At 51.4% G+C, this 25,377-nt stretch carries 26 protein-coding genes and 2 tRNA genes; 8 read left to right on the forward strand and 20 right to left on the reverse strand.

What is annotated here, in order from left to right; all coding sequences use genetic code 11:
- The first annotated feature begins 225 nt into the window (after positions 1 to 225).
- Together GP475_RS09860 and GP475_RS09865 are read left to right on the forward strand one after the other, a co-directional pair.
- Positions 226 to 714, forward strand: coding sequence for a ferritin (locus tag GP475_RS09860; protein ID WP_187974214.1), 489 nt, complete (start codon positions 226 to 228; stop codon positions 712 to 714).
- A gap of 119 nt (positions 715 to 833) precedes the next feature.
- On the forward strand, positions 834 to 1,553 hold the full coding sequence (locus tag GP475_RS09865) for a FadR/GntR family transcriptional regulator (RefSeq protein WP_187974215.1): 720 nt from the start codon (positions 834 to 836) through the stop codon (positions 1,551 to 1,553).
- 62 nt (positions 1,554 to 1,615) lie between these two features.
- Here GP475_RS09865 and nrdE read toward each other — a convergent pair whose 3' ends face one another.
- The 5 genes from nrdE to GP475_RS09890 form a co-directional block, all read right to left on the reverse strand.
- The gene (gene nrdE, locus GP475_RS09870; protein WP_187974216.1) at positions 1,616 to 3,778 is read right to left on the reverse strand and encodes a class 1b ribonucleoside-diphosphate reductase subunit alpha; all 2,163 of its coding nucleotides are present in this window, start codon (positions 3,776 to 3,778) and stop codon (positions 1,616 to 1,618) included.
- Between the two features lie 24 nt (positions 3,779 to 3,802).
- Entirely contained in the window at positions 3,803 to 4,279 is a 477-nt protein-coding gene (nrdI, locus tag GP475_RS09875) for a class Ib ribonucleoside-diphosphate reductase assembly flavoprotein NrdI (protein WP_187975904.1), read from the reverse strand.
- Positions 4,280 to 4,375: 96 nt separating this feature from the next.
- The gene (gene nrdH / locus GP475_RS09880) at positions 4,376 to 4,609 is read right to left on the reverse strand and encodes a glutaredoxin-like protein NrdH (protein ID WP_187974217.1); all 234 of its coding nucleotides are present in this window, start codon (positions 4,607 to 4,609) and stop codon (positions 4,376 to 4,378) included.
- Between the two features lie 369 nt (positions 4,610 to 4,978).
- Positions 4,979 to 5,101 (reverse strand): type B 50S ribosomal protein L36, encoded by a 123-nt coding sequence (ykgO, locus tag GP475_RS09885; protein WP_005511141.1) that lies wholly within the window; start codon positions 5,099 to 5,101, stop codon positions 4,979 to 4,981.
- 109 nt (positions 5,102 to 5,210) lie between these two features.
- Entirely contained in the window at positions 5,211 to 6,554 is a 1,344-nt protein-coding gene (locus GP475_RS09890; protein ID WP_187974218.1) for a sugar porter family MFS transporter, read from the reverse strand.
- A gap of 35 nt (positions 6,555 to 6,589) precedes the next feature.
- Between GP475_RS09890 and nadE the strand changes: the two genes are divergently transcribed.
- On the forward strand, positions 6,590 to 7,438 hold the full coding sequence (nadE, locus tag GP475_RS09895; protein WP_187974219.1) for an ammonia-dependent NAD(+) synthetase: 849 nt from the start codon (positions 6,590 to 6,592) through the stop codon (positions 7,436 to 7,438).
- 1 nt (position 7,439) lies between these two features.
- On the opposite strand, the gene GP475_RS09900 is transcribed toward nadE, so the two are convergent.
- Positions 7,440 to 8,192 carry a fructosamine kinase family protein gene (locus tag GP475_RS09900; RefSeq protein WP_187974220.1) on the reverse strand — a complete coding sequence of 251 codons (753 nt, stop codon included), beginning with the start codon at positions 8,190 to 8,192 and terminating at the stop codon, positions 7,440 to 7,442.
- Between the two features lie 173 nt (positions 8,193 to 8,365).
- Here GP475_RS09900 and GP475_RS09905 point away from each other — a divergent pair, with 173 nt between their 5' ends.
- Positions 8,366 to 9,673, forward strand: coding sequence for a Na/Pi symporter (locus tag GP475_RS09905; RefSeq protein WP_223144653.1), 1,308 nt, complete (start codon positions 8,366 to 8,368; stop codon positions 9,671 to 9,673).
- Positions 9,674 to 9,685: 12 nt separating this feature from the next.
- Entirely contained in the window at positions 9,686 to 9,940 is a 255-nt protein-coding gene (locus tag GP475_RS09910) for a hypothetical protein (RefSeq protein WP_187974221.1), read from the forward strand.
- A 7-nt stretch (positions 9,941 to 9,947) separates the two neighbouring features.
- On the opposite strand, the gene GP475_RS09915 is transcribed toward GP475_RS09910, so the two are convergent.
- From GP475_RS09915 to pgm, 12 genes are all read right to left on the reverse strand, one after another.
- Positions 9,948 to 10,541 (reverse strand): vitamin K epoxide reductase family protein, encoded by a 594-nt coding sequence (locus GP475_RS09915; protein WP_187974222.1) that lies wholly within the window; start codon positions 10,539 to 10,541, stop codon positions 9,948 to 9,950.
- Positions 10,542 to 10,623: 82 nt separating this feature from the next.
- Positions 10,624 to 11,052 (reverse strand): pyridoxamine 5'-phosphate oxidase family protein, encoded by a 429-nt coding sequence (locus tag GP475_RS09920; RefSeq protein WP_187974223.1) that lies wholly within the window; start codon positions 11,050 to 11,052, stop codon positions 10,624 to 10,626.
- 83 nt (positions 11,053 to 11,135) lie between these two features.
- The gene (locus GP475_RS09925; protein WP_187974224.1) at positions 11,136 to 11,660 is read right to left on the reverse strand and encodes a hypothetical protein; all 525 of its coding nucleotides are present in this window, start codon (positions 11,658 to 11,660) and stop codon (positions 11,136 to 11,138) included.
- Positions 11,661 to 11,684: 24 nt separating this feature from the next.
- Positions 11,685 to 12,014: a hypothetical protein gene (locus GP475_RS09930; protein ID WP_187974225.1), complete on the reverse strand. Its 330-nt coding sequence runs from the start codon at positions 12,012 to 12,014 to the stop codon at positions 11,685 to 11,687.
- Between the two features lie 188 nt (positions 12,015 to 12,202).
- Positions 12,203 to 12,559, reverse strand: coding sequence for a DoxX family protein (locus GP475_RS09935; protein ID WP_187974226.1), 357 nt, complete (start codon positions 12,557 to 12,559; stop codon positions 12,203 to 12,205).
- 2 nt (positions 12,560 to 12,561) lie between these two features.
- Positions 12,562 to 13,149, reverse strand: a complete 588-nt coding sequence (locus GP475_RS09940) for a TetR/AcrR family transcriptional regulator (protein ID WP_187974227.1) — start codon at positions 13,147 to 13,149, stop codon at positions 12,562 to 12,564.
- Between the two features lie 259 nt (positions 13,150 to 13,408).
- Positions 13,409 to 14,659 carry an ArsB/NhaD family transporter gene (locus GP475_RS09945; RefSeq protein WP_187974228.1) on the reverse strand — a complete coding sequence of 417 codons (1,251 nt, stop codon included), beginning with the start codon at positions 14,657 to 14,659 and terminating at the stop codon, positions 13,409 to 13,411.
- A gap of 36 nt (positions 14,660 to 14,695) precedes the next feature.
- Positions 14,696 to 15,811 (reverse strand): 2-methylaconitate cis-trans isomerase PrpF family protein, encoded by a 1,116-nt coding sequence (locus tag GP475_RS09950; RefSeq protein ID WP_316932490.1) that lies wholly within the window; start codon positions 15,809 to 15,811, stop codon positions 14,696 to 14,698.
- A gap of 832 nt (positions 15,812 to 16,643) precedes the next feature.
- Positions 16,644 to 16,716 (reverse strand) — tRNA-Ala (locus tag GP475_RS09955).
- A gap of 51 nt (positions 16,717 to 16,767) precedes the next feature.
- A tRNA-Ala gene (locus GP475_RS09960) sits at positions 16,768 to 16,840 on the reverse strand.
- Between the two features lie 82 nt (positions 16,841 to 16,922).
- Positions 16,923 to 17,663 carry a DsbA family protein gene (locus GP475_RS09965; RefSeq protein WP_187974229.1) on the reverse strand — a complete coding sequence of 247 codons (741 nt, stop codon included), beginning with the start codon at positions 17,661 to 17,663 and terminating at the stop codon, positions 16,923 to 16,925.
- 197 nt (positions 17,664 to 17,860) lie between these two features.
- Positions 17,861 to 19,519 (reverse strand): phosphoglucomutase (alpha-D-glucose-1,6-bisphosphate-dependent), encoded by a 1,659-nt coding sequence (pgm, locus tag GP475_RS09970; RefSeq protein ID WP_187974230.1) that lies wholly within the window; start codon positions 19,517 to 19,519, stop codon positions 17,861 to 17,863.
- A gap of 224 nt (positions 19,520 to 19,743) precedes the next feature.
- Here pgm and GP475_RS09975 point away from each other — a divergent pair, with 224 nt between their 5' ends.
- The 3 genes from GP475_RS09975 to GP475_RS09985 are packed head-to-tail and all read left to right on the forward strand — an operon-like array spanning position 19,744 to position 21,820.
- The gene (locus GP475_RS09975) at positions 19,744 to 21,162 is read left to right on the forward strand and encodes an alanine/glycine:cation symporter family protein (RefSeq protein WP_187974231.1); all 1,419 of its coding nucleotides are present in this window, start codon (positions 19,744 to 19,746) and stop codon (positions 21,160 to 21,162) included.
- A 26-nt stretch (positions 21,163 to 21,188) separates the two neighbouring features.
- The gene (locus tag GP475_RS09980) at positions 21,189 to 21,482 is read left to right on the forward strand and encodes a fluoride efflux transporter family protein (protein ID WP_187975907.1); all 294 of its coding nucleotides are present in this window, start codon (positions 21,189 to 21,191) and stop codon (positions 21,480 to 21,482) included.
- Positions 21,479 to 21,820, forward strand: a complete 342-nt coding sequence (locus GP475_RS09985) for a FluC/FEX family fluoride channel (protein WP_187974232.1) — start codon at positions 21,479 to 21,481, stop codon at positions 21,818 to 21,820. Before GP475_RS09980 ends, GP475_RS09985 begins: the two co-directional genes overlap by 4 nt.
- A gap of 2 nt (positions 21,821 to 21,822) precedes the next feature.
- On the opposite strand, the gene GP475_RS09990 is transcribed toward GP475_RS09985, so the two are convergent.
- Both GP475_RS09990 and GP475_RS09995 read right to left on the reverse strand, forming a co-directional pair.
- Positions 21,823 to 24,411, reverse strand: coding sequence for an ABC transporter permease (locus GP475_RS09990; RefSeq protein ID WP_187974233.1), 2,589 nt, complete (start codon positions 24,409 to 24,411; stop codon positions 21,823 to 21,825).
- A complete protein-coding gene (locus GP475_RS09995) occupies positions 24,411 to 25,187 on the reverse strand; it encodes an ABC transporter ATP-binding protein (protein WP_187974234.1) in 777 nt (258 codons plus the stop codon). The genes GP475_RS09990 and GP475_RS09995 overlap by 1 nt, the downstream gene beginning before the upstream one ends.
- Positions 25,188 to 25,377: the final 190 nt, after the last annotated feature.

The following is a 25,377-nucleotide window of genomic DNA, read 5'->3' on the forward strand; positions in this document are numbered from 1 at the left end:
CGTGATAAATGCAAAATCTCACCCGCCACAAACTATGTGACATACCCCATAGTAACCACTTCAACCACCTGCACTTTTTAGGTTTCACAAAGAGGGCAAAGCCATCATCGCCAAACCTTAGACATCCCATATTACGGGAATAGTTGTCTTAAATAGTGCGAATCTCCAGGTAAACCGACGCTTACCTTAGGTGCAACCTATCAGGGACTGGTTTAGATTGCTGTTATGGCTATTAACGAACAACTTCAGGATGCACTCAATGACCAAGTAACTGCTGAGATCGAAGCCTCGATGCTCTACCTTCAGCTCTCCTACATTCTCGATGACCTAGGCCTCCTGGGGATGAGCGCATGGATGAAAAAGCAGCATGAAGAAGAATTAGAGCACGCCGCACGATTCTCTCAGCATCTTCTTGACCGTGAGATCCTGCCCCAAATCAATAACATCAATGCTCCTATCCTGAAGATCTCCAATGCCGTCGAGGCATTCGAAGCTGCCCTCAACCATGAGCGTGCAGTATCGGCAAAAATCCGTCGGTTAGCAGAGCTTCAAGATGAGCATAAAGATTGGGATTCTCGCCCGTTGATTAACTCTTTCCTGGAGGAACAAATCGAAGAAGAGGCGACTGTGAACGAAATTTTGGATCGCCTGCGGATTGCCGGAGATTCCGGCTCTGGCATCCTGAGAATCGACGCGGAATTGGGCTCCCGCTAAGAAATTCATTACCCCCGCTCCCCCAACGGCTGTCGATCGACAGCCGTTTTCCGTTATCTTTCTAAGAAAATTGCCTTAAACTTTTAAGGAACCAACCTAGTTTCTCGGAGTTGTCCGTCATGAAAGATCAACAGTGCGTCTACCCCACTGCCGTACCCATCCTGGACTCAGTCCTTGATGTGATAGCCGGGGACATTATTACCGGTCGGATTAAACCAGGCCAGGTTTTTACCCTTAATGATATTGGTCAACGCTTTGATATCTCTCGTACTGTTTCCCGAGAAGTCATGCGGGCTTTGGAACAACGTGGACTCGCCTCTGCTTCACGGCGGGTGGGAATCACCGTCTTAGATAGAAGCCACTGGAATGCCTTTGATCCCTTAATTATTAGGCTGCGGCTTGAAGACCGAGAGCTACGAATCCCTCAACTTCGTTCTTTAAATGAATTAAGAATAGGGATTGAACCCTTAGCAGCTCGTCGAAGTGCGGAATTTGCTTCAGAGGCACAGCGAGAAAGGTTAGTAGAGCTAGCCGCAGAACTTGCCTGCCTTGGCAATGAACGGAAAGCCAACACCCAGGAATTCCTCATCGCCGATTGTGAATTCCACAGTGTGCTTTTGGAAGCTTCCCACAATGAGATGTTCTCCGGGCTAACACCCCTGTTATTGATGGTCTTGCAAGCCCGCACCGCACATCGCCTGCAGCCGGCAACCCCCGCTGAGGGTGTGATGGATCATCATGTGGACTTAGCCCAAGCCATCGCCCGAGGAGATGGTGCCGAAGCTGAACGGCTTACTCACGCGATTCTGGCTGAAGTCAATGCGTTCTTAGAGTCTTAGCGAACAAAAAACGACCGCCTAGGTCTTTTCTTTCCCTATGGCGGCCGCCTGCTCACGGTGCGCTAGAGCATACAGCTTACGCACCCTTCCACTTCGGTTCCTTGCAGCGCAATTTGACGAAGCCGAATGTAGTACAGCGTTTTGATCCCATGAGACCACGCGTAGATTTGTGCCCGGTTAATATCGCGGGTAGTTGCGTCTGCTGGGAAGAACAGGGTCAAAGATAAGCCCTGGTCAACGTATTTTGTCGCCACCGCATAGGTGTCAATGATTTTCCGGTAACCGACTTCGTAGGCGTCGGCATAGTACTCCAGGTTGTCATTGTCCATATGGGGGGCTGGGTAATAGACCCGGCCAATTCGGCCTTCTTTGCGGATCTCCACCTTCGACGCAATGGGGTGAATAGACGACGTTGAGTTATTGATATAAGAGATGGATCCGGTAGGTGGAATCGCCTGAAGATAGCGGTTGTATAGCCCATCTTTCATGACATCATGTTTGAGGTTTTCCCAATCTTCCGCGGTGGGGATATGGGCCGAGGAACGCTCAAAAAGTTCCTGAACCTTAGGGGTTTTAGGGGCAAAATCCGCAGGGTCAAAGCGATCAAAATAGGCTCCGCTGGCGTAGTCAGAAGTCTCGAACTTTTCAAAGCTCCGCCCCTTTTCGCGAGCTATTTTATTCGACGCCCGCAGGCACTGGTAAAGCACAGCCGCGAAATATGCGTTCGTAAAATCGAGGCCTTCTTCAGAACCATAATGGATTCGTTCCCGGCCAAGGAAACCGTGAAGGTTCATCTGTCCTAACCCAATAGCGTGGGCAGCATTATTGCCTTTACGGATTGAGGGAACAGAATCAATTGAGGTCCGTTCGGATACAGCAGTGAGCCCACGAATAGCTGTTTCAATGGTGCGTGCAAAATCGGGAGAATCCATAGATAGAGCTATGTTGAGGGACCCAAGATTGCAGGAGATATCCTCTCCGACTTCCTGATAGGTGAGATCATCATTCAGCACCGAAGGGGTGGAGATCTGCAAAATCTCCGAACATAAATTAGAGTGCGTTACCCTACCTTCAATGGGATTTGCCCGGTTAGCGGTATCTTCAAACATGATATAGGGATAACCGGATTCAAATTGCACCTCCGCCAACGTTTGGAAGAATTGCCGGGCGTTGATCTTCTTCTTTCGAATACGGTCGTCTTCGAGCATTTCTGCATAATGCTCAGTAATAGAGATATCTGAGAAAGGCTTGCCGTACACCCGCTCTACGTCGTAGGGCGAGAAGAGGTACATGTCATCGTTCTTCTTCGCCAATTCGAATGTAATATCCGGGATCACCACACCCAGCGATAGAGTCTTAATACGAATTTTTTCATCAGCATTCTCCCGCTTGGTGTCCAAGAAGGTCAAGATATCTGGGTGGTGAGCATTGAGGTACACCGCCCCAGCCCCTTGGCGAGCCCCCAGTTGGTTGGCGTAGGAGAAGGAATCTTCGAGCAGCTTCATGACGGGAACGACCCCGGATGATTGGTTCTCAATCTTTTTGATGGGGGCTCCTGCTTCTCGGAGATTGCTAAGTAATAGCGCCACACCGCCTCCGCGCTTCGATAGCTGCAGCGCAGAGTTAATTGCTCGACCAATGGATTCCATGTTGTCTTCAATGCGCAGCAAGAAACAAGAAACCAGTTCTCCGCGCTGGGCCTTGCCGGCGTTTAAAAACGTTGGAGTTGCGGGCTGGAACCGACCAGTAATGATTTCATCGACCAAATGCTCAGCTAAAGATTCATCGCCACGAGCCAAATAGAGGGCCACCATGCAGACCCGGTCTTCAAAGCGCTCTAGGTAGCGCCGGCCGTCGAATGTTTTCAGGGTATAAGACGTGTAGTACTTATAGGCTCCCAAGAAAGTTTTGAACCGGAATTTATAGCCATACGCTCTCTGGAAGAGAGATTTAATAAATTCAAAGCTATAAGGCTCTAGGGTTTCCGGATCATAATAGTCATTGTCAACCAAGTAATTGAGTTTTTCTTTCAAATCATGGAAGAAAACGGTGTTCTGGTTGACATGTTGCAAAAAGAATTGCCTCGCGGCTGCGCGATCTTTATCGAATTGGATCTTGCCGTCCTCATCATAAAGATTGAGCAAGGCGTTTAATGCATGATAGTCCATCTGCTGGTGCTGGATAGTGGGTTCTGTAACCGATGAAGCGTGGGCATTCTGGGACATGGTGATAGGAAAGAACCTTTCAAGTTAAGAGGCGGATCCCGGTTGGGCAGCAGACCCCACAGAATCACTCAATACTGGATTTTCAAAGCCAAGAGCTCGCGCATGAGCGCGCAGTCCTGCACGGAGGACGCGGACATCTTCATCCGTGCCCAACAGCTCAAATCGATAGACATAAGGGACATGGCATTTTTCTGAGATCACATCTCCGGCTTTGCCATAATCCACCCCAAAATTAGAGTTCCCGCTCGCCACCACACAGCGAATCAAGCTGCGATTGTGCTTGTTATTAAGGAACCGAATGACCTGGGGTGGTACTGGACGAGAATTCTGGTTCAGGATTCCCGCCCCACCGCCATAGGTTGGACAAATCAACACGTAGGGTTCATCGACAATAAGCGGCGGATCGCTACGTCGCAGGGGAATTCGTTGCGCAGGTAAACCAAGCTTCTGGACGAAGCGATGGGTATTCTCCGTAGCTGAGGAGAAGTACACCACCAGCACGTCGATCACTTCCTTATATTGTGGGAGCTAGGGGGCTAGATATTGTAAAGACCGCCTCGAAAGATTCAGAGACGGTACGAACAGGGGCTAGCTGCGTTAAGCAACTTCTGCAGCCAGGGAGCGGATCCGATCAGGACGGAAGCCGGACCAATGCTGTCCATTGACTTCTACGACCGGGGCCTGAAGATACCCCAAAGCCATGACGTAATCACGTGCGTCATCATCAAGGCTGATGTCAACGGTGGTGTACTCCAACCCGGCGCGATCCAAAGCCTTCTTCGTGGCGTTGCACTGCATACAAGCGGGCTTGGTGTACAAGGTGATAGCCATGGTTCCGTCCTTCAAAAAATCAGCTTCAGGATGCCTAGTGAATGGGACCTTCCCCGGTCTCATTCGCCGCCAAGAGCTGTTCCTCTACCGGCTGGCGGCAACACGGATAACACTATACTTTGTGGGAATATGCTGCAAGTGACACTAGATATAGTAGTTACACGGAGGGAATTCCCAGGATGGTAGTTCCCCGAACCCCACATGTGGCGGCTTAAGAATTTGAAGCTGTCGGGCATGTAACTACACTCGCGTCATTCTCCCAGGATGAAACCATAAATAGTGGTATAAATCACATTTAGGTGGGCGTCGGACAATAAAACAAAACCGCACTGAATCTCAAAAACTCAGTGCGGTCAATTCCCGGGCTCATTAACCCTGACGGGCTTTAAAGCGCGGCTCTTTCTTGTTGATCACGTAGACCTTGCCGCGGCGACGCACGACCTGGGCGCCCGGCTTATTCTTCAGCGACCGAAGTGACTTGCGGACCTTCATCGGGCGCTCCTTTCCTGGGACTCGTAGTTCGATAAAATCATGACATCACGGTCATGACACGGGGGTACATGTTACCTCACCACGGCTCTTATACCAAACTGTCTAAACTTCAGGACCAACGACGCCTAAATTCTTCGCTTACTTCCTCCAGGCTGCGGCCGGTTGTTTCTGGAACGAAGATTCGGACAAAGACCAGGGATAATGCTCCTAAGACGGCAAATACCCCAAAAGCCCCGGTAGCGCTTAAGGCATCAACCATAGGCAAGAAGAACTGCGCCACAAACCAGTTAGCGATCCACAGCATCAACCCCGCCATACCCATGCCGATGCTGCGGACCTGTACTGGAACAATTTCACTCATCAACAGCCACGTTGTCAGCGATACCGCGGACTGCTGGAAAGCGACGAATAAGGCCATCAAAGCAAGGCAAAGATAAGCCATGGCGGTGGACTCGGTGGCATGACGAAACATAATTGCCACCAAAATGAGGGAGATAACATTCCCACTGAGACCAATGGTCAGGAGCCGACGGCGACCAACTCGGTCCACAATTTTAAGACCAATCCAGCACGCAACAACACTGACTACGCCAATAAGAATTGCGGTATATACCGAGTTTGTGGTGGAAATTCCGACTTGGCTCATCATGGTCGGCGCAAAATAGATAACTGCATTTACTCCGCTGATTTGCTGAGTTATACCCACCCCAATGGCAATCATTACGGTGATCAATAACCATCGTTGTTGCAGTGCTCGCCATTCTTTACGTCGCGATGGCCCCTGCTCTTCCTTCGCGTCAAGAAATTCGCTTAAGTGCATCCCCGCCCGGTTCGCCACCTCGTGGGCACGGTCCACACGGTTGTGTCGGGCATACCAATAGGGGGTATCGGGCAAAAGCACCATCCCTATTCCCAGCATAGCTCCGGGGATAGCTGCCATACCCAACATCAGGTGCCAATTTCCCGAGGACGCCAATACGGAGTTGACCAGGTAGGCAACAAGTTGTCCCACCACAATCATCAGGGTGTTGAGAGAGACCAGACGTCCCCTGACTCGTGCCGGTACCATTTCGGCGATATACATGGGTGCGACGATGCTCACTGCGCCTACCGCGACGCCCAAAAAGGTACGAGCGGAAGCCAGCATGAACACCGAGCTAGAGAGGGCGCACCATAGTGATCCGAGGATGAAAACCCCCGCAGCCACGATGAGGCTGAGCCGGCGCCCTAGCATTTCTGCTATTCGACCACCAAGCAAGGCTCCGATAGCGGCCCCCACAAGGAGCATGGCGGTTACTCGCCCCTCTTGGGTAGGGGTCATGTGAAATTCTGGGGTGATATATAGCAGTGCCCCGGACATTACTCCGGTGTCATAACCAAAAAGCAGTCCGCCTAACGCAGCCACGCTGGACACCGTGCGCACATAGCGGGATTGCTGGGTCTGTGATTCCATATTCAGCAACCTATCCCCTCAGCTAAGGTAAGGTCATGTCTTCACCCGAGTGCACTCTTCAGCAAAAGATCATATCTACCCTGCATGTCCGCCCCTTGATCGATCCAGCTAAGGAAGTTCAGGACCGCTGCAACTTTTTAGTTGACTACCTCCGCACAACCGGGGCGCGGGGTTACGTCCTAGGAATATCTGGGGGACAAGACTCCACGCTTTGCGGCAGACTCGCCCAAATGGCGGTAGAACAGGCTCGACACCACAACCTAGAAGCAGAGTTTTGGGCTCTTCGGCTTCCTCATGGTATCCAAGCCGATGAGGCTGACGCCCAACGAGCACTGGATTTTATTCAACCTGACCACCGACTCACCATCAATATCGAAAGCGCGACGTCGGCTTTGGATTCAGCGGTAGCGCAGGCACTGGGACGCACCGAACTTAGCGATTTCAATCGAGGAAATATCAAAGCTCGACAGCGCATGGTGGCGCAGTATGCCTTGGCGGGCGAGTATGGACTCCTGGTTCTAGGGACAGACCACGCGGCCGAAAACCTCACCGGATTCTTCACGAAATTTGGTGATGGCGCAGCAGATCTATTGCCCTTGGAGGGCCTCAATAAACGTCAAGGTGCGCAAATCTTGAAATACTTAGGGGCCCCGGAATCAACCTGGCTGAAAATTCCTACCGCAGATTTAGAAGATGACCGGCCAGCTCTGCCTGATGAGGAAGCATTAGGGGTGACGTATCAGGATATCGATGATTACTTGGAAGGCCGCCAGGTGAGCCCTCAAGCCCAAGGTCGTATTGAGCAGCTATGGCGTAACGGCCAACACAAGCGGCACCTTCCCCCTGGGCCTACAGCCGCCTGGTGGCAGACGACTTCCTCCTGACCTAACTCAACACCCGGATCGCTGCCCGAGCCTGGTGTCCTAACTCAACCCCATAGGCTGCACCGTGGGTAAGAGCATGGACGGCCAGGGGATGCAATTGGTGAATACACGTACGGTCCAGCCACCCTTGAGGAAGCGGGTGGACTTCTTCATAACCAGCCCGAATGTCCGCCAGATAGGGCGCCCCAAATAAAGCTAGCATCGCTAAATCAGTTTCCCGGTGCCCTCCGTGGGCGGCAGGATCAATCAACACCGGACCGTCGCACCCAAATAACACATTGCCCGACCATAAATCACCGTGAAGTCGCGCAGGTTCAACATCCCATCGCTGTTTCACCAACAACTCCAGGGCATGTTCCACATCCCCGAGGTCCGACTGGCGCAATGTCCCCTGGTCAGCTGCCGCCCGGGCAAAGGGCAGCACTCTTTGCTGAGCATAAAATGTCGCCCAATCCTCGGTGGGTGAACACTCCTGAGGTTGAGTCCCAATGAAATTTGGACCATCCCAATGCTCGGGTGGGCATCCATGTGCTGCGGCCCCAGCGTCATGGATCCGAGCCAATTCCCGCCCCACCCTGCGCGCCGCATCTGGGGTCGGAGACACCGTGGGGATACGGGTGATGTCAAGATAATTCTCCCCCACCTTGTGGACCGCCACCACAATGTCACTGGCTTCGGCTAACCATCTCAACCCGGCAGCTTCCGCTCCTGCAGCTCCGGGGATTGACGTTCTTTTACGGTGAATCTCAACCATGAAGGACCATCCTATACCCGATGGAGAGCATCCTCGCATCCGCTCAGCGGCAATGTTGCCAAGCTCTCTATGAATGTTCACAATCGGGCCGGACAGCGTTTACCTTTTCGTTACCTCCCGCCAGGAAAATCACTGTTGTTAGGTTTTTTAGTTGTGATTAAAGAAGACAGAAGATGACCGCCACAGCCGATAATGCGCGTATCTCTCCTCATCATGGTGGGGAGAACACTCTTATTCGTGAAGATCTGACGGGCAAGCACCTGGGGCAACCTCGCACCTCGGGCTCACACATGAGTGATGAGGAATTTCTTCGCCACCATCAGCCTTCTGCCCCGCGCACTCTCCTTCAAACCCTTCCCTCGTGGATTTTGTGGATAGCTGCAGTGGGCATCCTCTACATGCTCATCGTTGCTATCACCGTCATCGGAGATGGTTTTAAAACCCTCAGTGGACAAGCAGCAGAAGGGCTTTTCGATTTCGCCGCTAACCCACTCATCGGGCTCTTCGTCGGTATTCTCGCTACCGCTTTAGTGCAATCCTCTTCAACGACCACAGCCATCGTGGTCAGCGCGGTGGGTGTTGGAGCTATGCCAGTAGAAGTTGCTATTCCCCTGGTCATGGGAGCTAATATCGGTACCTCGGTCACCAACACCTTGGCTTCGCTTGGCATGGTTGGATCCAAGCAGCAGTTCCGTCGAGCCTTTGCCGCCGCTATGGTGCATGACTTTTTTAATCTTTTCGCGGTGATTATCCTCCTTCCCCTGGAGTTAATCTTCCACCCCATTCAACGCTCCGCTACCTGGTTAAGCTCCGTGTTGCAGGGGACGGTACTCCCCGATCCTGGTGAGGCGGATTTCCTTGGTGCCATTACCGAACCTGTCGCGAGCAAACTCGGAGTAGACGGCGCCATGGGCTATTTACCTGGTTCAGATAAGGTGGCTGCTATCGGAACCATGCTGCTCGGCGTCGCCATGATCTTCCTCGCCGTAGCGTGGTTAGGGAAAGTACTGCAGTCAATTATGGTCGGTAAGGCCCGTACCTTCCTGCAAAATGCGGTCGCTGGTAAGCCCTTGGTCGCCATGTTTGCTGGTTTCATCGTCACCGTGGCAGCACAGTCATCATCTGTCACCACTTCTTCCATGGTTCCCTTTGCGGGGGCGGGAACCCTCACCGTCCGACAGATTTATCCCATGACCCTGGGGGCTAATGTAGGGACTACCACAACCGCGTTGATTGCCGCCATGGCCGTTACTGGCACCCACGCCGATGCGGCACTGACCATTGCTTTAGTACACACCCTCTTTAATGTGTTTGGCATCTTCCTGCTCTATGTCATTCCTGTCATGCGTGAGGTTCCTGTACGCTGCGCAGAATTCCTTGGGTGGCTAGCATCGGAGCGAAAAATTTATGCTCTCATTTGGGTGGTGACCGTATTCCTCGCTATTCCCGGACTCGGGATTGCCGGATACGCGCTCTTCTAAAGGCAAAACACCATGGGATTGGAAGGTAATGGAGATCATAGTCCGCCGTCGAACTCGGCTATGAAGGATTTATACCGCTATTTCAGCCAAGCAACCCTGCGTGAATTAGAGGAAATACTCTGGCGCGCGGAAAAGGCGGAGCTCAGCGCCCACACATGCGGAAATATTGACGCGGCCGATTTGATGTCTTCGAAAGGCAGCTGGCGTGACCTCATTGTGTTTCTAGAGGAGCTTATTCAGGAACGCCGCCTTGGGGGCGCTGCCTAGAAAAATACTAGAAAAATAGCCGGTCCCCAATCAGGAAAGCAATGGCCAACACCCAGACCACCCAGATCACGGTAGGAAGCCATATGTCGCGGGATACTGCTAAACCTGCAGCTTCTCGACGCCTGCGGTAAAGGGTAACGACAGTGCTGATGAACATTCCCATCGAGGATGCCCAGACAGCGCCACAATAGGGACACAGTGCAACAATGACGAAAATAGATTGATAAAACAACCAATGGCTACCGAGAGCAGCGATGAGCGTTCCCGCAAGCATCCCGTACCAGATCCATTTCGGGGGGTGGAAACCGGCCAGCATGATGACCCCTAAGGTCAGGAAAACGCTATAGCCGATAACCCCAAAGATGGTGTTGGGGATGCCAAAAATCACCTTTGCTTGGGGGGTATTCATGACATCAGTACAACTGATGAAGGAATTGATGGTGCAGGCGGGGATGTGGGTGGGATCTTCGAGCGTAAAGATTCGTTCGTATATTAAGAGCGACGAAAATAGTAAAGCGACAGCGGAAAAAAAGACTATTCCCCAGGCATAGGCGCGGGTTGACCGGTAGGTGCCAGCCGGGGCTCCAGACTCACGAGTCATTAAAGATCTCCTCCTCAAAAAAACGGCAGGACAACTTTATCCTAGGACTGGGCGGGAGGAGAACATTCCTCTGGTGTAGCTGTTAGTAACGCTCTGGTTCTTCGGCTACCTCAAATTCACGGCCGCTGATGTCTTCTTCAGTACTGATCCGGACCCAGTTGTATTTCAACGTGGGTGCCCAAGGTTTAAGGGGAAGTTGATCCGCGTATGCCCGCTGTTGTTGGTCCTCAACAATTTCTGCATTGGCTTTTACTACTACAGACCATGCCACTTCACCTTCGCGATCATCGGCTTCAAAGAGCACATCGTGATTAAGGTTAATCGTGAAAAGTTTACTGCCTTCAGCAGTCCGGAAATAAATATCTCCTTTATTATCAACGACGTAGTTCACCGGGAAGATATCCATCTCATCAGAACGGCGAACAACGACTCGGCCCAACTGGACACGCTTGAGGCGTTCAAGGCAGGCCTCACGGTCTAAAACTTCGAATACATCTCCATTGAAACTCATGCACCCCATTATCTCACTATCTCTGAAAGCTGGGCAGTGGGAAAGGTCCTATTCCTCCCATCCGGGGGGACAGTATTTACAGTTTAGAATTCCCCATTGATTTGGCGACGATAATGATCCAGACGCAGCGTCAATTGATCCGCCTGGTGAAGCTCGTAAAGGCGTTGTACTGCACCCACCTGAGATAGTGGCACCGCTATTTTGCTTTGAAGATTTTCCGCATCAATCAGTATTTTATTGATCTCTGTTACTAATTGCCGGGATTCCGGGTCCACCTGACCTGAATAAAAAGCCTGCTCTAGCTGGGTTCCAACACCTCTGCTGTCCTGAATAACTTGCCATTGGTCCATTGCTTTACGTAGTGCCTGTTGCGAGCGTCGTTGCTGCTCTCTGAGGACTTCTCCAAATTGGGTTCTTAAGGCATTACCGTCACGCGCCTTGAGATAGTTTTGCCATAGATTGTAGATCCGCCACGCGGAATATCCCGCCGCCCCCACCGCTAGGGCGGTGCCGAAAAGAAAACCCAGAACTGAAAAAACTATGGGGACACAGACCAGGACAAAGATCCCGAATATTAGGCAACCGCTACCACTATTGCTCTTAGCCATTGACGTTTCCTTAAAGCCATGAGCCTAGAAGATTGACGTTGCGCCAGAAATCATCATGATTCCCACGAGTACCCCGACTAGGCCGATCACAGCCCACGCGATGGTTGGGACAATCGGCTTAGGATGCTCCTGTAGTGAGGGTAACTTGCTCACTTCGTCTGCAGTATCTAAGAGCGCCTGAGTGTTTTCTGCCAGCTTCGCTTCTTTGAGCTCTAAATCATTTCTAGCTTCTGCCCGTGCTAGCTCCCCACCGATAACCAAACGAGGGCCAGATTGATACGTAGGCTGAAAAGTTCCAGCTACTACTTGCTCACGTTGCTCTAAAAGCTTATTCAAGTCACGTTCACGGTGCATGTCACGAGTGTAACCCACCCTGCGCCAAGAAACCCAGGGCAATTCTCCCCAGCACAGGCCCCCATTGCGACGACGAAGGATTTTGCGCAAATACACTTCTATCCAGCAAGGAGAAGGAAGAGTTAACAGTCTCGTCCACCCCGGGAAATTCATCTTCCCGTAGGGGCAATGGCCTTTGCTATAGCAGGTTAACGAAAACTCAGTGCCAAAATTGCACAAGACAACACCAGCATTCCCACACAATTTAGCCAGAATGCAGCACCGGTCGCTTTGGCTCGAAGGTGGGCCACCGCAGCGCAGATAAAATAGCCGACGACCCCGCTGTTGGCCGCGAAGGCTACCCCCGGAATCCATATCCCAGCGATAAGGCCGATGGCAGCAAGAGTCTTAACCACAAGGAGGACCCACCACCAATTCTCTGGGAAATGAACACTGTGAAGGCAATCGCGGATAAAGCCCACCGGCTTCACTGATAACGCCACATCGACTAAAAGGACGAGCGCCAGTAGAACCGGTAGCACCCACCACGAGGGAAGTAAAATCATTGTCACTCTCCTTCATAAGAACAAATAGCAGCGAAGACCTTATAGAGCTGGTCTATAAAATCCGCGGCTGATCTTTCCGGGGTAGCAGCCCACATGAATAAACTCCCGACATAGGCCGCGTGGAGGGCTTGCGCCCGTTGAGAAGCGTCACTGGGGGTAAACCACCCGCCGGCTGTAAGTATCTGTTTAAAAACCTCAATTAGTCGACGTGCAAGATCAGTAAAAACAACAGAGGAATGCCTCCCACCCACAAGAATCGAAGCATAGGTCTGCGCTAGTTGTCGTCGTTCCTCAAAAAGGTCAACAAATGGCGCCACTACAGCGACTATGTCTGCGACGCGCCGGGAGTTAGCATGGGGAGGCTGGGCGTCGATTTCCTGCTGCCGCTCCTCGATGAGCCCGTCAAATAGCTCTACCAGCAGCGCTTCCTTATCACCGGCAGCCATCACTGTGCCAACGCTGACTCCGGCTTTGTGGGCTATATCCCTAATGGTTGTTGCATGAAACCCGCGTGCATCGAACAGCTGGCTTGCTGCGTCAAGAACAGCTCGACGGGTTGCCTCCCGCGCCTCAGCTCTAGTGCTAACCATCCACAACTCCTGAACATGTTCACTGAACATGTTCATCTTATGTGATAGCGTCGCTTTTCACCAATAGGGCTCGTGAGAACATTCCGCAGCAAGCCTCACCGTATTTCGCGTAAAAGCAGCGCCAAAGGTGCACCTGACCATACTAGGCGGAGAATGCCACAATCCAAAGAAGGTGCATCAATTCAGGTTTAACAATTTGAAGACTGATATGAAATGGACTTTAACTATTCCCGCATGATCTAGCTTCTGCAAACTTCGCCTAAATTATACCGCCTAGACTAAATACTCCAAGAGCCGCCATGATAATATTAATCACCACGTTTGCCACAGAGAGTAAAAACAGATTCTTGAACATAGTGTTTTGCTGTTGAATAGTTAAACCCTTCGCGCTCGTGTACGCCGACAAAATAATTGCACCACCGGTAGATAAGGGACTTATCGCTGCCGCGAACGATGTCGCAGTAATAGCCGATATAAGCTCAACATAATCAACACCGGTATTTGCTGTAATATCTGCAGCTACAGGAAAAAGGGTTGGCATAACTACACCGGTTGTTGAACTGACCCATGACAAAATTCCTGAAGTAGCAGCAATGATCGGCACGGCGGTGGACTGGTTCATTAGACTTTCTAGGAAGCTAGAAATCATAGAAATTCCACCCAACGTATCCATAACGTGCACCAAGACACCAACTCCAGTAATCATCATCAAAGTGCCCCAAGGAATATTCTGGATTCCCTTTTTCTCATCGACACACTTTGTAATAACCAATAAGGCAGCGCCGACAAAGGAGATTGTACCAACATCCATTTGAAAACCGATACAAAGAACTACCAACACAGCCATAACCAAGAGGGTAAAAAGTTGTTTTCTATTAAACCTAGGCAGCTCAGATAGTTTCATCGGATTCTCAGCTTTTACATTATATGCCTTGTAAAGAAAATATACAACTAGAGTAAAAACAAACCCAGAGAGTAAGGTTGTTAAAAATAAATGTAATCCAAAATCACTATACCCTAAGGGCTCAGACAAGCTAGCAGCCAAAACTCCCGTTAATGATATCGGCGAAGCACATCCAGCATTGGCGCCCAGCTTTGCAAATAACGCTGTGGAAAAGGGATTAATATTCATCTCCAACGCTAGATATATAGCAAACGTCGTCATCAATATTCCCGCAGCGATATGACCTGGACCCGCCGCAGAGATAGCGGCAGAGAGCACAAACATTAGAATAGGAATCAAAAATGTATGTCGACCAACTAAGGCTACAATTTTTTTTGAGAGCAATTCTAGAGTTCCATTTATTGAGGCCATTCCAAAGAGAAAAGTTACGCCTACCAAAGTGACGAATAGCGATCGGTCGAAACCTGCTACTATTTCCTTAGGAGCCATCCCGCCTATCATTCCAAGGAGTACCGCTGCCCCTAGAGCCAAAAAACCTATATTAACTTTTTTAATAAATCCTATTGCTACAACTATTGCTAGCACACAGAGAGATGCAACTGCCATTTCAGAAGCCTTTCTTAACCATTAAGCTCAGACAATTTAAACGCGGCAGAATGCATTACCATCTAAAAGTAGATTCGCGGTTCTATAACCAAATGTCCCTAAGATATTCGGCTCAGATTCACCCGACTCATATTCCACCCCTACTTCTAATATCCCGCCGGGATGGCCAATTCTGATCTTCTTCAAATTGACACTATCCCTCATAGCTTTTGCCACAATACTTCCCGGAACAGCTGCAGCTGCTGCAGTACACATAGCCCCTGTCATGGCATATGAGGGATGAGCCTTTTGCATAGACATCATTCGAGCCACGATGTCGACCTCACCGGCTTTTACGTGCCGGCCATTACTTGTCACATAATCCTGTGGAGGAGAAACTAAGGTCATTTTTGGCAGTCCAGGACATTCCCATGCTGAGGTCTGGTAGTCATCAATTAGCCCTAGCCTGACTGCCGCCATTCCTCGCACGGTCTCTAGCTTTTTGAGCACCTCGGGGTTCTGATCGATTTCCGAGGGAAGTTCAGTCCCTTTTAGCCCTACATCCTTGCTTGAAACGAATACCAAAGGATTTGCCGCATCTACTAGAGACATTCGGATTGAAGACATCCCAGGAATTTGTATTTCGTCAACGGCATTTCCGGTAGTTAACAGCCTTGGTGAAATTGTCCCCGAAGGATCTACAAATTTTAGTTTTATAGGTGATCCAGATCCTGGCACTCCCCCAATTTCATAATCCCCGTCATATTTAACGTGCCCACCCGATGTTTGGACTTCAGCCTCAATTATTTTGTCAGTGTTTGTGTTGTAGATACGAACAGTTGTTACTGGTTCTTCAATTGCCACCAAGCGACGTTCGATCGCAAAAGGTCCTACAGCCGACGAGATGTTACCACAGTTACCCTTATAGCTCACTAATGGCTTATCGACCGAGACTTGCGCAAATGTGTAATCAATATCTGCATCTGGTCGGCGGGAAACACCGATAATTGCCACCTTTGAGGTCACTGAGGTGGCCCCACCCAGCCCATCAATCTGCTTTGAGTCAGGACTCCCCATCACTCTCAAAAGAAACCGATCTCTACTGTCCCGGTCCTTAGGAAGATCATCTTCTAGAAAGAAAACCCCTTTGCTAGTTCCCCCTCGCATGAGCATACAACGCGTTGATCGTTTAGAACCCACAGCACATACTCCCTTCCAGACTGTAAGTTATATCACTTGTCTGGCAAAAGTATATTGCTCAGGAAATTACCGTGTCAAAACAATAATGAATAGATATGACTTGAAGTATTACTTTCCCGCAACATCTCATTTGACTCCGGGGTTTACCAGATTTTGTGGTTGATCGTCTATAGAGATCAAATTTCTTGCTTTGGCAATTGTGGACAGTGACCAACGAAGAGGACCTACCACGTCAATCGCCTACGAATCCAAGCCTTGGAGGTAAGTAAAGCCCGTAGTTGGCACTTGTAATCAATTCAGTCAAATCACAGTCCGCAAGGCCAAATAGCTTATGTACAGATTACTTTTCGAACCCTGCACCTCACCGATCACTAGAAGGTTCAACGAGCACAATAAAGAATTAAGTCTTACGATCGCCGGGTCCGGGATCGCCCCTCACAATCCATCATCCTGATAAAATAGAGAGATTTACCGGGCATTTGAAATTACTTGTTGATCAGCACTTTAACCCCCATAGCCGACTTGTTTGACTTCAAATATTTTTACTGTGTGCACGGCAGACAGTTGATGTACATAATATGGTTTGACTTAGTGGCTGAATCACCTGCGAACTGGTTCGACAAGTCAGACTAGAAGAACTAACCCTACTCCTAGATAGGAAGATCATATTAGTGACAAACCTGACGCCCAGAACAGCCTGATCTATCAGCTAAACCAGGCTCCATGCGCAGGGAATACAAAAAGTCCATCTCGCAACTCCGCCCAGCCAAGCTAGGTTCCGAGACAGAATGACTGTGTAAGTAAGTGGAGCTAACGGGACTCGAACCCGTGACCCCCACACTGCCAGTGTGGTGCGCTACCAGCTGCGCCATAGCCCCTAGGTGTGCGATATTAAGTTATGGTCACCACCGTTTATTGGTGATTCACCGTGGAGCTAACGGGACTCGAACCCGTGACCCCCACACTGCCAGTGTGGTGCGCTACCAGCTGCGCCATAGCCCCGTTGTGGACCTTTGCAACCCTACACCCCCGAAGGGGTAGGCAACAAATCAGCAGGTCACACTTTTGGCCTTGAGAACCTAGCCTAGGACTTCAACGCGGCGTCCACCCAGCCCTGAAGCGTCCCATGCTTTTGCAGGTCAAACTCTTTACCATTGACAAAGATTCGTGGCGAGGACACTGTTCCGGTGTCTTTCTCCAGTTTGTCCTTATTATTCTGACCTATATCATCAGCTTCTTGCAGGTATTGCCCGTCTTTAATTTCGGATGCAACATCAGAGGAAACACCTATTTGCTCTGCCGCAGCTGCGAATTTCGCATCATCCCACTGGTTGTAGATTTGCTGCATGTGCTCCATGAGCAGGGTGTGATACCCCCAATATGCAGTGGCATCGCCGCTATCAGCAACCGCCAAAATGGCGGCAAGAGCGTGGTGGGAGTGCCCATCAGTGTTGTTGTTATCTAGGAAATGTAGGGGATGAATGATGAGCACAGCCTCCCCAGACTCCACCACTCTGCGCAGGTCAGCGTCGGAAGCTACCGATAGCTCACCGCAGTGCGGGCATGAGAAATCCTCATAGAGTTCGAGCTTCTTCGTCTGGTCAGTAGCTTTATCGGATTTCAGAGTGATGGTGTCACCGGTGTGTTCAACGGTAAACGCTACCTGTTGAGGTGGAGAGATGTCGACGCCTAGATCCTCGTCGCCCTTTCTCCCTTTCACCACGATGTAGCCGATCACGACGGCTGCAATCACCACAATAGCCAGGATTCCCCAGATGAATCCGGCTCCGCCCCCCTGCGTCGGGGACTTAACCCGGTTGCTCATTGTTCACCTTTAAGGTTGTTGACGTGTTTTACTCCCCCGACTTTAGTGCACCGCTTCGACTTCGGCAGCAAGGTGCCCCGGGGCAATCCAGGCGTCAAGCACTCCCTAATTTCTCATTCCTTCGGGCATAGGGTTTTCTCACCTGAACCCCAACTTGGTAAGAGCCAGGGTTCAGATTGACAGTAGCGCCCCCAAAATCAACCTTCAAGAACTTCCTTGACCAGTGCTTTTGCTTCTTCTTGGACTTGCTTGAGGTGGTCTTCGCCTTTGAATGACTCAGCATAGATTTTGTATTTGTCTTCCGTTCCGCTGGGCCGGGCCGCAAACCAGGCATTTTCAGTAGTGACCTTCAAACCGCCAATCGCAGCCCCGTTTCCTGGGGCTTCAGTCAGTCGTTGGGTAATCTGCTCCCCAGCCAAAGTCTCCGCCTTGACTTGTTCTGGGCTAAGCGCCTTGAGGATAGCTTTTTGCTCTCGGTTAGCCGGGGCGTCGGTGCGAGCGTACGCCGGTGCACCAAATTTCTCAGCTAATTCTGCATAACGCTGAGAGGGTGTTTTCTCCGTCACAGCAGTAATTTCTGCAGCGAGTAGATCCAGGATGAGACCATCTTTATCAGTTGACCACACCGTTCCGTCATGGCGCAGGAAGCTCGCGCCGGCGGATTCTTCTCCGCCGAAGCCAATTCCACCATCTATGAGTCCGGGCACGAACCACTTAAATCCCACCGGAACCTCAACCAGGTTTCGGCCAAGATCTGCTACCACTCGGTCAATCATGGAGGAGGAGACCAGAGTTTTACCTACCGCGGTGTGCTCCGGCCAGCGAGAACGATTGCGGTAAAGGTAGTCGATGGCGACTGCGAGGTAGTGGTTGGGATTCATCAATCCAGCATCGGGGGTGACTATGCCGTGGCGATCAGCGTCGGCATCGTTACCGGTAGCAATGTCATACTTGTCCCGATTAGCTACGAGTGACGCCATGGAATAGCGGGAAGAACAATCCATCCGGATGGCCCCGTCTGAATCCAGGGTCATAAACCGCCAGGTAGCATCCACATGCGGGTTTACTACATCAAGGTTCAGCTGGTGGGTTTCGGCAATAGCTCCCCAATAGTCCACTGAGGCGCCTCCCATCGGATCAGCACCAATATGCAGCCCAGATTCTCGGATAGCTGCAATGTCGATGACCGACGGTAGATCGGCAACGTAGTTCTGCAAGAAATCAAATTTGCGCGCTCGGTCATCAAGCACTCCGCTGACTGGGGTTCGACGCACCCCTGCCAATCCCTCGCGCAGCAATTCATTAGCTCTCGCTGCAATCCGATCAGTATCTTCCGCAGCAGCTGGTCCCCCGCTGGGTGGATTGTATTTAAATCCGCCGTCCCGAGGCGGGTTGTGTGAAGGGGTAATAACAATTCCGTCAGCCCGGCGCGGGTCTGTTCCGGTAACCCCACCGTCTAAAGCTGCATTATGGGACAAAATAGCACGAGAAACCGCCGGCGTAGGAGTGTAGCGGCCAGCTGCGTCCACTAACACCTCAACATCATTAGCGAGGAGCACTTCCAGGGCAGAGATCATGGCTGGTTCACTTAGCGCATGGGTGTCTCGACCAATAAATATCGGGCCTTGAATACCACGCTGTTGACGCAACTCAACGATCGCCTGGGTAGTCGCCAGAATATGAGCCTCGTTAAAGGCGGTGTCTAAGGCAGAACCCCGGTGCCCAGATGTCCCGAAACTGACTTGCTGATCCGGGTTATCCGGATCAGGGGTGCGGGTGAAGTATGCGGTGACTAGCTCGGCTATATCAATAAGGTCTTCAGGCAGTGCTACTTGGCCGGCGCGCTCATGTGCCATGGATGGAGGCTCCTTCGAAAGGTTCGAGTCGAAAAACTATAAAGATATTCCTTATCCATCTTCCTCCTTCTCAGCTGCTCCCGCAGCCGAGGAACCTCCCAAGCCCAGCGCCAACCCCAGGATAGAAGAGAACTTACCCCCGTGCGGGGGCAATGATGTGGCTCACATTATGGGTTTTCTTTGTTGGGCTTTACCAAATATCTATCCAAAAGTAGTTTTATGCCATGGAAGCTCTCAATGATTTCTTATCTACACTTGGCGGGTTTGTCTGGGGTCCTTTCCTCCTTATTCCCCTGCTTTTAGGTACCGGCCTATATATGACGTTCCGGCTCACCGGTCTGCAAGTACGTATGTTGGGTCGCGCTCTTCGGCACGGCTTAATTGATCGCAATGATCACGGTGGCGCCGGAGATATTTCTAACTATCAGGCCCTTACCACTGCTCTGGCCGCCACCGTCGGAGTGGGCAATATCGTCGGAGTTGCTACCGCTATTTCACTAGGTGGACCGGGTGCCCTTTTTTGGATCTGGGTAACCGGCGTCGTAGGCATGGTCTCTAAATATTCAGAAGCCTTCTTGGGTGTGCGCTTCCGTACCACTGATGCCGCCGGTGAACAATCAGGCGGCCCGCAATACTATTTGCGCCGAGGCATCAACGGCCCCATCGGGAAAATCCTCGCTTTTTCTTTTGCTGTATTTGCCATCATCGCCTCCTTCGGCATCGGCAACCTCACCCAGGCAAACGCCGTAGCCGCAGGCATCCACGACACCTTTGGCGTTGACCCGTGGATTTCCGGGGTCGTGATGTTTGTCGCTGTCGGTGCAGTTCTCCTCGGCGGGATCCAAGCCATCGGTCGAATCACTGCAGCTTTCGTTCCCATGATGATTCTGATTTACGTAGTCGGCGGCCTCGTTGTCCTTGCCCTCATGATTGATAAGCTCCCCAGCACCATGGCTCTCATCTTCACTGACGCTTTCACCGGCACAGCTGCTGCTGGTGGCTTCGTTGGCTCATCTTTAGCCATGGCTATCCAATACGGTGTAGCCCGAGGGATTTTCTCGAATGAATCCGGTATGGGATCAGCAGCCATCGCCGCTGCTGCGGCAAAAACCAGCCACCCTGTTCGGCAAGGGCTCGTTTCCATGACGCAGACCTTTATCGACACCATCATTGTGGTAACCATCACCGGTTTAGTGGTGATCGCTTCCGGCGTCTGGGACCAAGGATCAGATACTGCGGGCACGATGACAGCTACCGCCTTTTCTACCGTCCTCCCCGGTCAATACGGCGGAACCATCGTCTCCATCTCGGTGGTATTCTTCGCGTTCTCTACCATCCTAGGATGGTCCTACTACGGTGAGCGCTGCGTTGAATCCCTCATCGGCCGACGCGGCTCCCTCCCCTACCGCATGATTTTCACCATCATGGTTTTTGTCGGAGCCACCAGCGAACTTGAGCTTGCTTGGACGTTCTCGGACCTCGCTAATGGTCTTATGGCACTCCCCAACCTCATCGGTATCCTTATTCTTTCTGGCCTCATTGTCCGAGAAACTCGTGCCTACCTGAAGTTCGATCCTATGCTGCGGGCAAGCGCCACGGAGGTTCAACAATTCCTACAAGAACAGGGCACTGATTGGAAATAAACCTCACCGTGTAATCTAACCTGGTGATTCGTGAAGGATTCTTAGTATCACTGGGTGCTAGTCTCGGCGCGATCGCCCGGTTTCTTCTCACCGCGCTCTTCCCAGCCTCCGCTCTCACCCTCGTGCTCATTAACTGCCTCGGCTCCTGGGCCATGGGGAGATTCCAACCCGGCCCCTTTTTGGGGACCGGGTTTTTGGGTGGTTTCACCAGTTTCTCCGCCTTCATTTTGCTGTACCAAAACGATCACGGATTATGGTGGATGCTCATTACCATCCTCGGTTGTATGTGCTCCTGGCTACTAGGGGAGAAAACACGATGATTAGTACCCTCGCGATTATCTGCGTCGCCATCGGCGGGGCTCTTGGTGGAATAGTGCGATGGCTGTTGAAAAAATATCCGGGCGGATACCTAGGCACCTTTATCGCCAATATGGCGGCGTGTGCACTCCTGGGCTGGGCCAGCACCAAGCCGACGTCGAGCTTTCTTTTTGTCACCCTAGGAACGGGCATTGCCGGGGCGTTATCCACGTGGTCAACTCTGGCCGCCGAGTTAGGACAACTATGGCAGCACCGAAAATACCCCCACCTCGCTGTCCATCTACTAGCCAGCGTAATGGGGGGGATGGGGTTGATGCTCGTCGGGATACACCTCAGCTAGTACTACTCCGCCACGGCCTCTAGCGGTGGGGTGGACGCCGCGCGACGTGCTGGCCATATGGCTGCGGCTACTCCCACAACAGCAGAAGCCACCAGCATCACCAGGATTTCCCAGACGGGGAAGGAAATAGTATCGAGGCCTTCCCCAGCCATGATTTTCAAGAAACACCAGCTTAAGAAAGCGCCGATGAGGATGCCCGAGACTGCGCCGAAAATCGCGATTTGAACAGCCTCAAGGGTAATCATCCGACGCACCTGCGGGCGCTTCATACCTACTGCCCTGAGCATACCGATCTCCCTACGACGCTCAATCACATTAAGCGTCAAGGTATTCACAATGCCCAAAATGGCTATCACTACTGCTAGAGCCAATAACCCATACAAAATATTCAGCATTTGATCGATAGATTTCGCGCTGACATCTGCCATATCGTCACGATCCATCACCTGAACTACCAGGTAGTCAGCTACCGTGTCTTCCAATTTCTGGCGCAAGTCCTCATGCTTTACTCCAGGTTGGGCAGTCACTCCGACCATCTGCACCTGCATACTCTGATCAGAAATAATTCCAGCCACGGAGGCTCGATTCAGCACCGGCCCCTTTAGTAGCGTCGTTGGCTGATAGATCCCGATTATGGGGACTTCGCCTACTATCTGTCCTGCTGCCGTCGGGTTAGCCGACGCCATCCACATGGGTGGCACACCGGTGGTGATCGGAAGTTTGTCGCCTACTTTCCATCCCTGTTGATGTGCAAGATCTTGGTCAATTAGTACTCCGGGTTGATCGCCGGAATCAGCGACTCCATCTTCGATGGACAATTCAAAAAGCTTTCCGGGATTGCCGCTGATGACGTAGCTTAACCCCATGGGGTGGCTGCTTACTCCAGCGACTCGCAGCGGGACCGCAGACAGCGTGGTCACACTATCAATCTCGTCGATTTTCTTAATGTCCTCGCTCACCCCTTGGGGCACCGGGAAATTACCTTGCTGCGGACCAGAAAGCACAAAGTCCGCAGAAATGGAGCTCTTCGCCATATCCTCAACTGTGGATTTCATGGTGTCACCAAAGGCTCCGATAGCGGTGACCAGAGCAACCCCCAAGGTAAGAGCAAAGGCTGTGGTGGCGGTGCGGCGCGGGTGGCGTCGAGCATTGGTGGCAGACAGTTTTCCTACCGCACCGAAGGGTGCGCCAATGATTCGACCTAATGTGGGGACAAGAGGGAGGGAAATAGCTGGGGAGGCCAGGAAAAACCCAAGAATTAGGGATAGGGCCCCGGCTCCGACCATCCAGGCGCGGGTCTTCGTGGAGCTATCTTCCATGCCGAGCGGGACTAAAGCGATAATGATGCCGAAGATCAGCAATACCGCACCGATGATGCTTCGCACCCATAACGAGGTTGCGGATTCTTGTTCGGCGACGCGCATGGCTTCCACAGGCTCTACCCGTCCGGCTCGACGCGCCGGCACCCAGGCGGAGGCAATGGTGACCACAACCCCGATCACCAGCGGAACAAAAACTGATAACGCAGTAATACCAAGGCTAGAGCCCGGCAACGGCATCCCATAAGCTTTAAGGACAGCTCGGATTATCGCTACCAACCCAATACCGCCGAGGACACCGAGGATCGAACCAAAAAATCCGACGATCGCTGCTTCAATCACCACAGATCTAGTGATTTGACGTCGGGTCGCACCGAGTGCTCGCAGTAGGGCAAATTCTTTAATTCTCTGCGCCACAATCATGGAGAATGTGTTGGCGATCAAGAAGGTTCCTACTAATAAGGCCACCAGCCCAAAGGACACCAGGAAATAATTCACAAACTGCAACGCTTGAGTTATCGATTCAGTGGCACGTTCGGCCAGGACACTACCCTGCTCCACTTTGACGTTGGGATACCGGGACGCCAAATGCTGTACCAGGTCAACGTCGCTTACCCCATCAGCTGCAGACACTTTCAACTGAGGAAGATGCTCACCATCGGTGTATCGCTGAATATAGTCAGCTTCTCTGAGCCAAAGATTCACCCCACTCGTGCCACCCTCATCAGCAGACAAGGTCGTCACACCACTAATGGTCACGTCATACCGTTGCTGGGGGTCTACCACCAGCAACCTATCCCCAACCTTTATTCCATAATGTTCAGCGGCACTGGCGTTGATCAACGCTTGCTCTCCGTTTTCCGGGGCATGTCCACTACTAATCTGAGGCTGGAGTCCGACGACGTCTTCACTTTCCGCCCAGGGTTGCAAACTTACCGTCTGCCCACGAGTTTGGATAGCTTGATGATCCTCAGTAGCTAAAACCACGGTGGTCGAGGCTTCTAGCGCAACACTTTTCACCTGTGGATCCTGCGCCAATTCTTGACGAATCTCCTGCGGCACACCACCTTGCCCAGACAGCACAGCATCCACGCCATCAAATTGAGAAGCTACCGTACTGTCAAAGGCGGTAGACAACGTGCGGGTGAACATCATGGCGCCAGCGATAAACGCAGTGCCTAGTACTACCGCAAGAACGGTGAGAACCAGCCGAAGTTTATGGGCGCCGATGTTACGGAAACTAATTTTCCACAGCACAGAGCGGGAACCCATTAATCCTCCTTTTCGAGGCTAGTCATGGTGGCTAAAATATTATCCATCGAACCGCCGCGTAATTCATCAACAATTTCCCCATCGGCCAGAAAAACTACGCGGTCCGCATACGATGCTGCTCTGGGATCATGGGTAACAATCACCACTGTCTGTCCGTCTTGGTCTACCGACGTCCGCAAGATCTCTAAGACTTCCCGCGAACTGTTGGAGTCTAGGTTGCCGGTTGGCTCATCACCGAAAATAATCTCTGGCTTCGAAACTAAAGCACGGGCACAAGCTACCCGCTGTTGTTGACCACCGGAAAGCTCAGACGGCCGATGCTTCAGCCTCTCACTAAGGCCGAGGCGGGAAGTGATTTCTGCGAACCATTCGCCATTGGTTGCCCGAGAAGCAATATCACCAGGCAAGGTAATATTCTCCTCCGCAGTTAAAGTCGGCACCAGGTTAAAGGATTGAAAAATAAAACCTAAGCGGTCTCTTCTTAGGACCGTCAGTTCCTTATCCCCCAGTTTCGATAAATCTGTATCACCAATCATGGCTTGACCAGAAGTAACCGAATCTAATCCAGCCATGCAATGCATTAACGTGGATTTTCCGGAACCGGATGGGCCCATGATGGCCGTAAATTCTCCTTGATAAAAGCCGATGTTGATATTATGCAAAGCAGTAACAGCAGTATCGCCGTGTCCATATTGTTTTTGTAAGTTAATAGCTTGTGCAGCAAATTCTTTATTCTCTTTAGTAAAACCATTATTAGGGGAATTATACTTTTCCACGGTTAAAGGTCAGCCCTTCGATATCAATGACAATGATTCGGACTGTTCTAGGCTACCCTCGGAGTCCGGAGAACACACCCCCATTTATAAAAATGTAACCCCAGATGTATTTCTCCGGTTGTGGTTGCTTTGCCACAGAGCCGTTGGCGGGTATCGTCCCCGCATACCCCGCGCCATCCCCGGGCTATGC

Source organism: Corynebacterium poyangense (genome assembly GCF_014522205.1).
Taxonomy (GTDB): Bacteria; Actinomycetota; Actinomycetes; order Mycobacteriales; family Mycobacteriaceae; genus Corynebacterium; species Corynebacterium poyangense.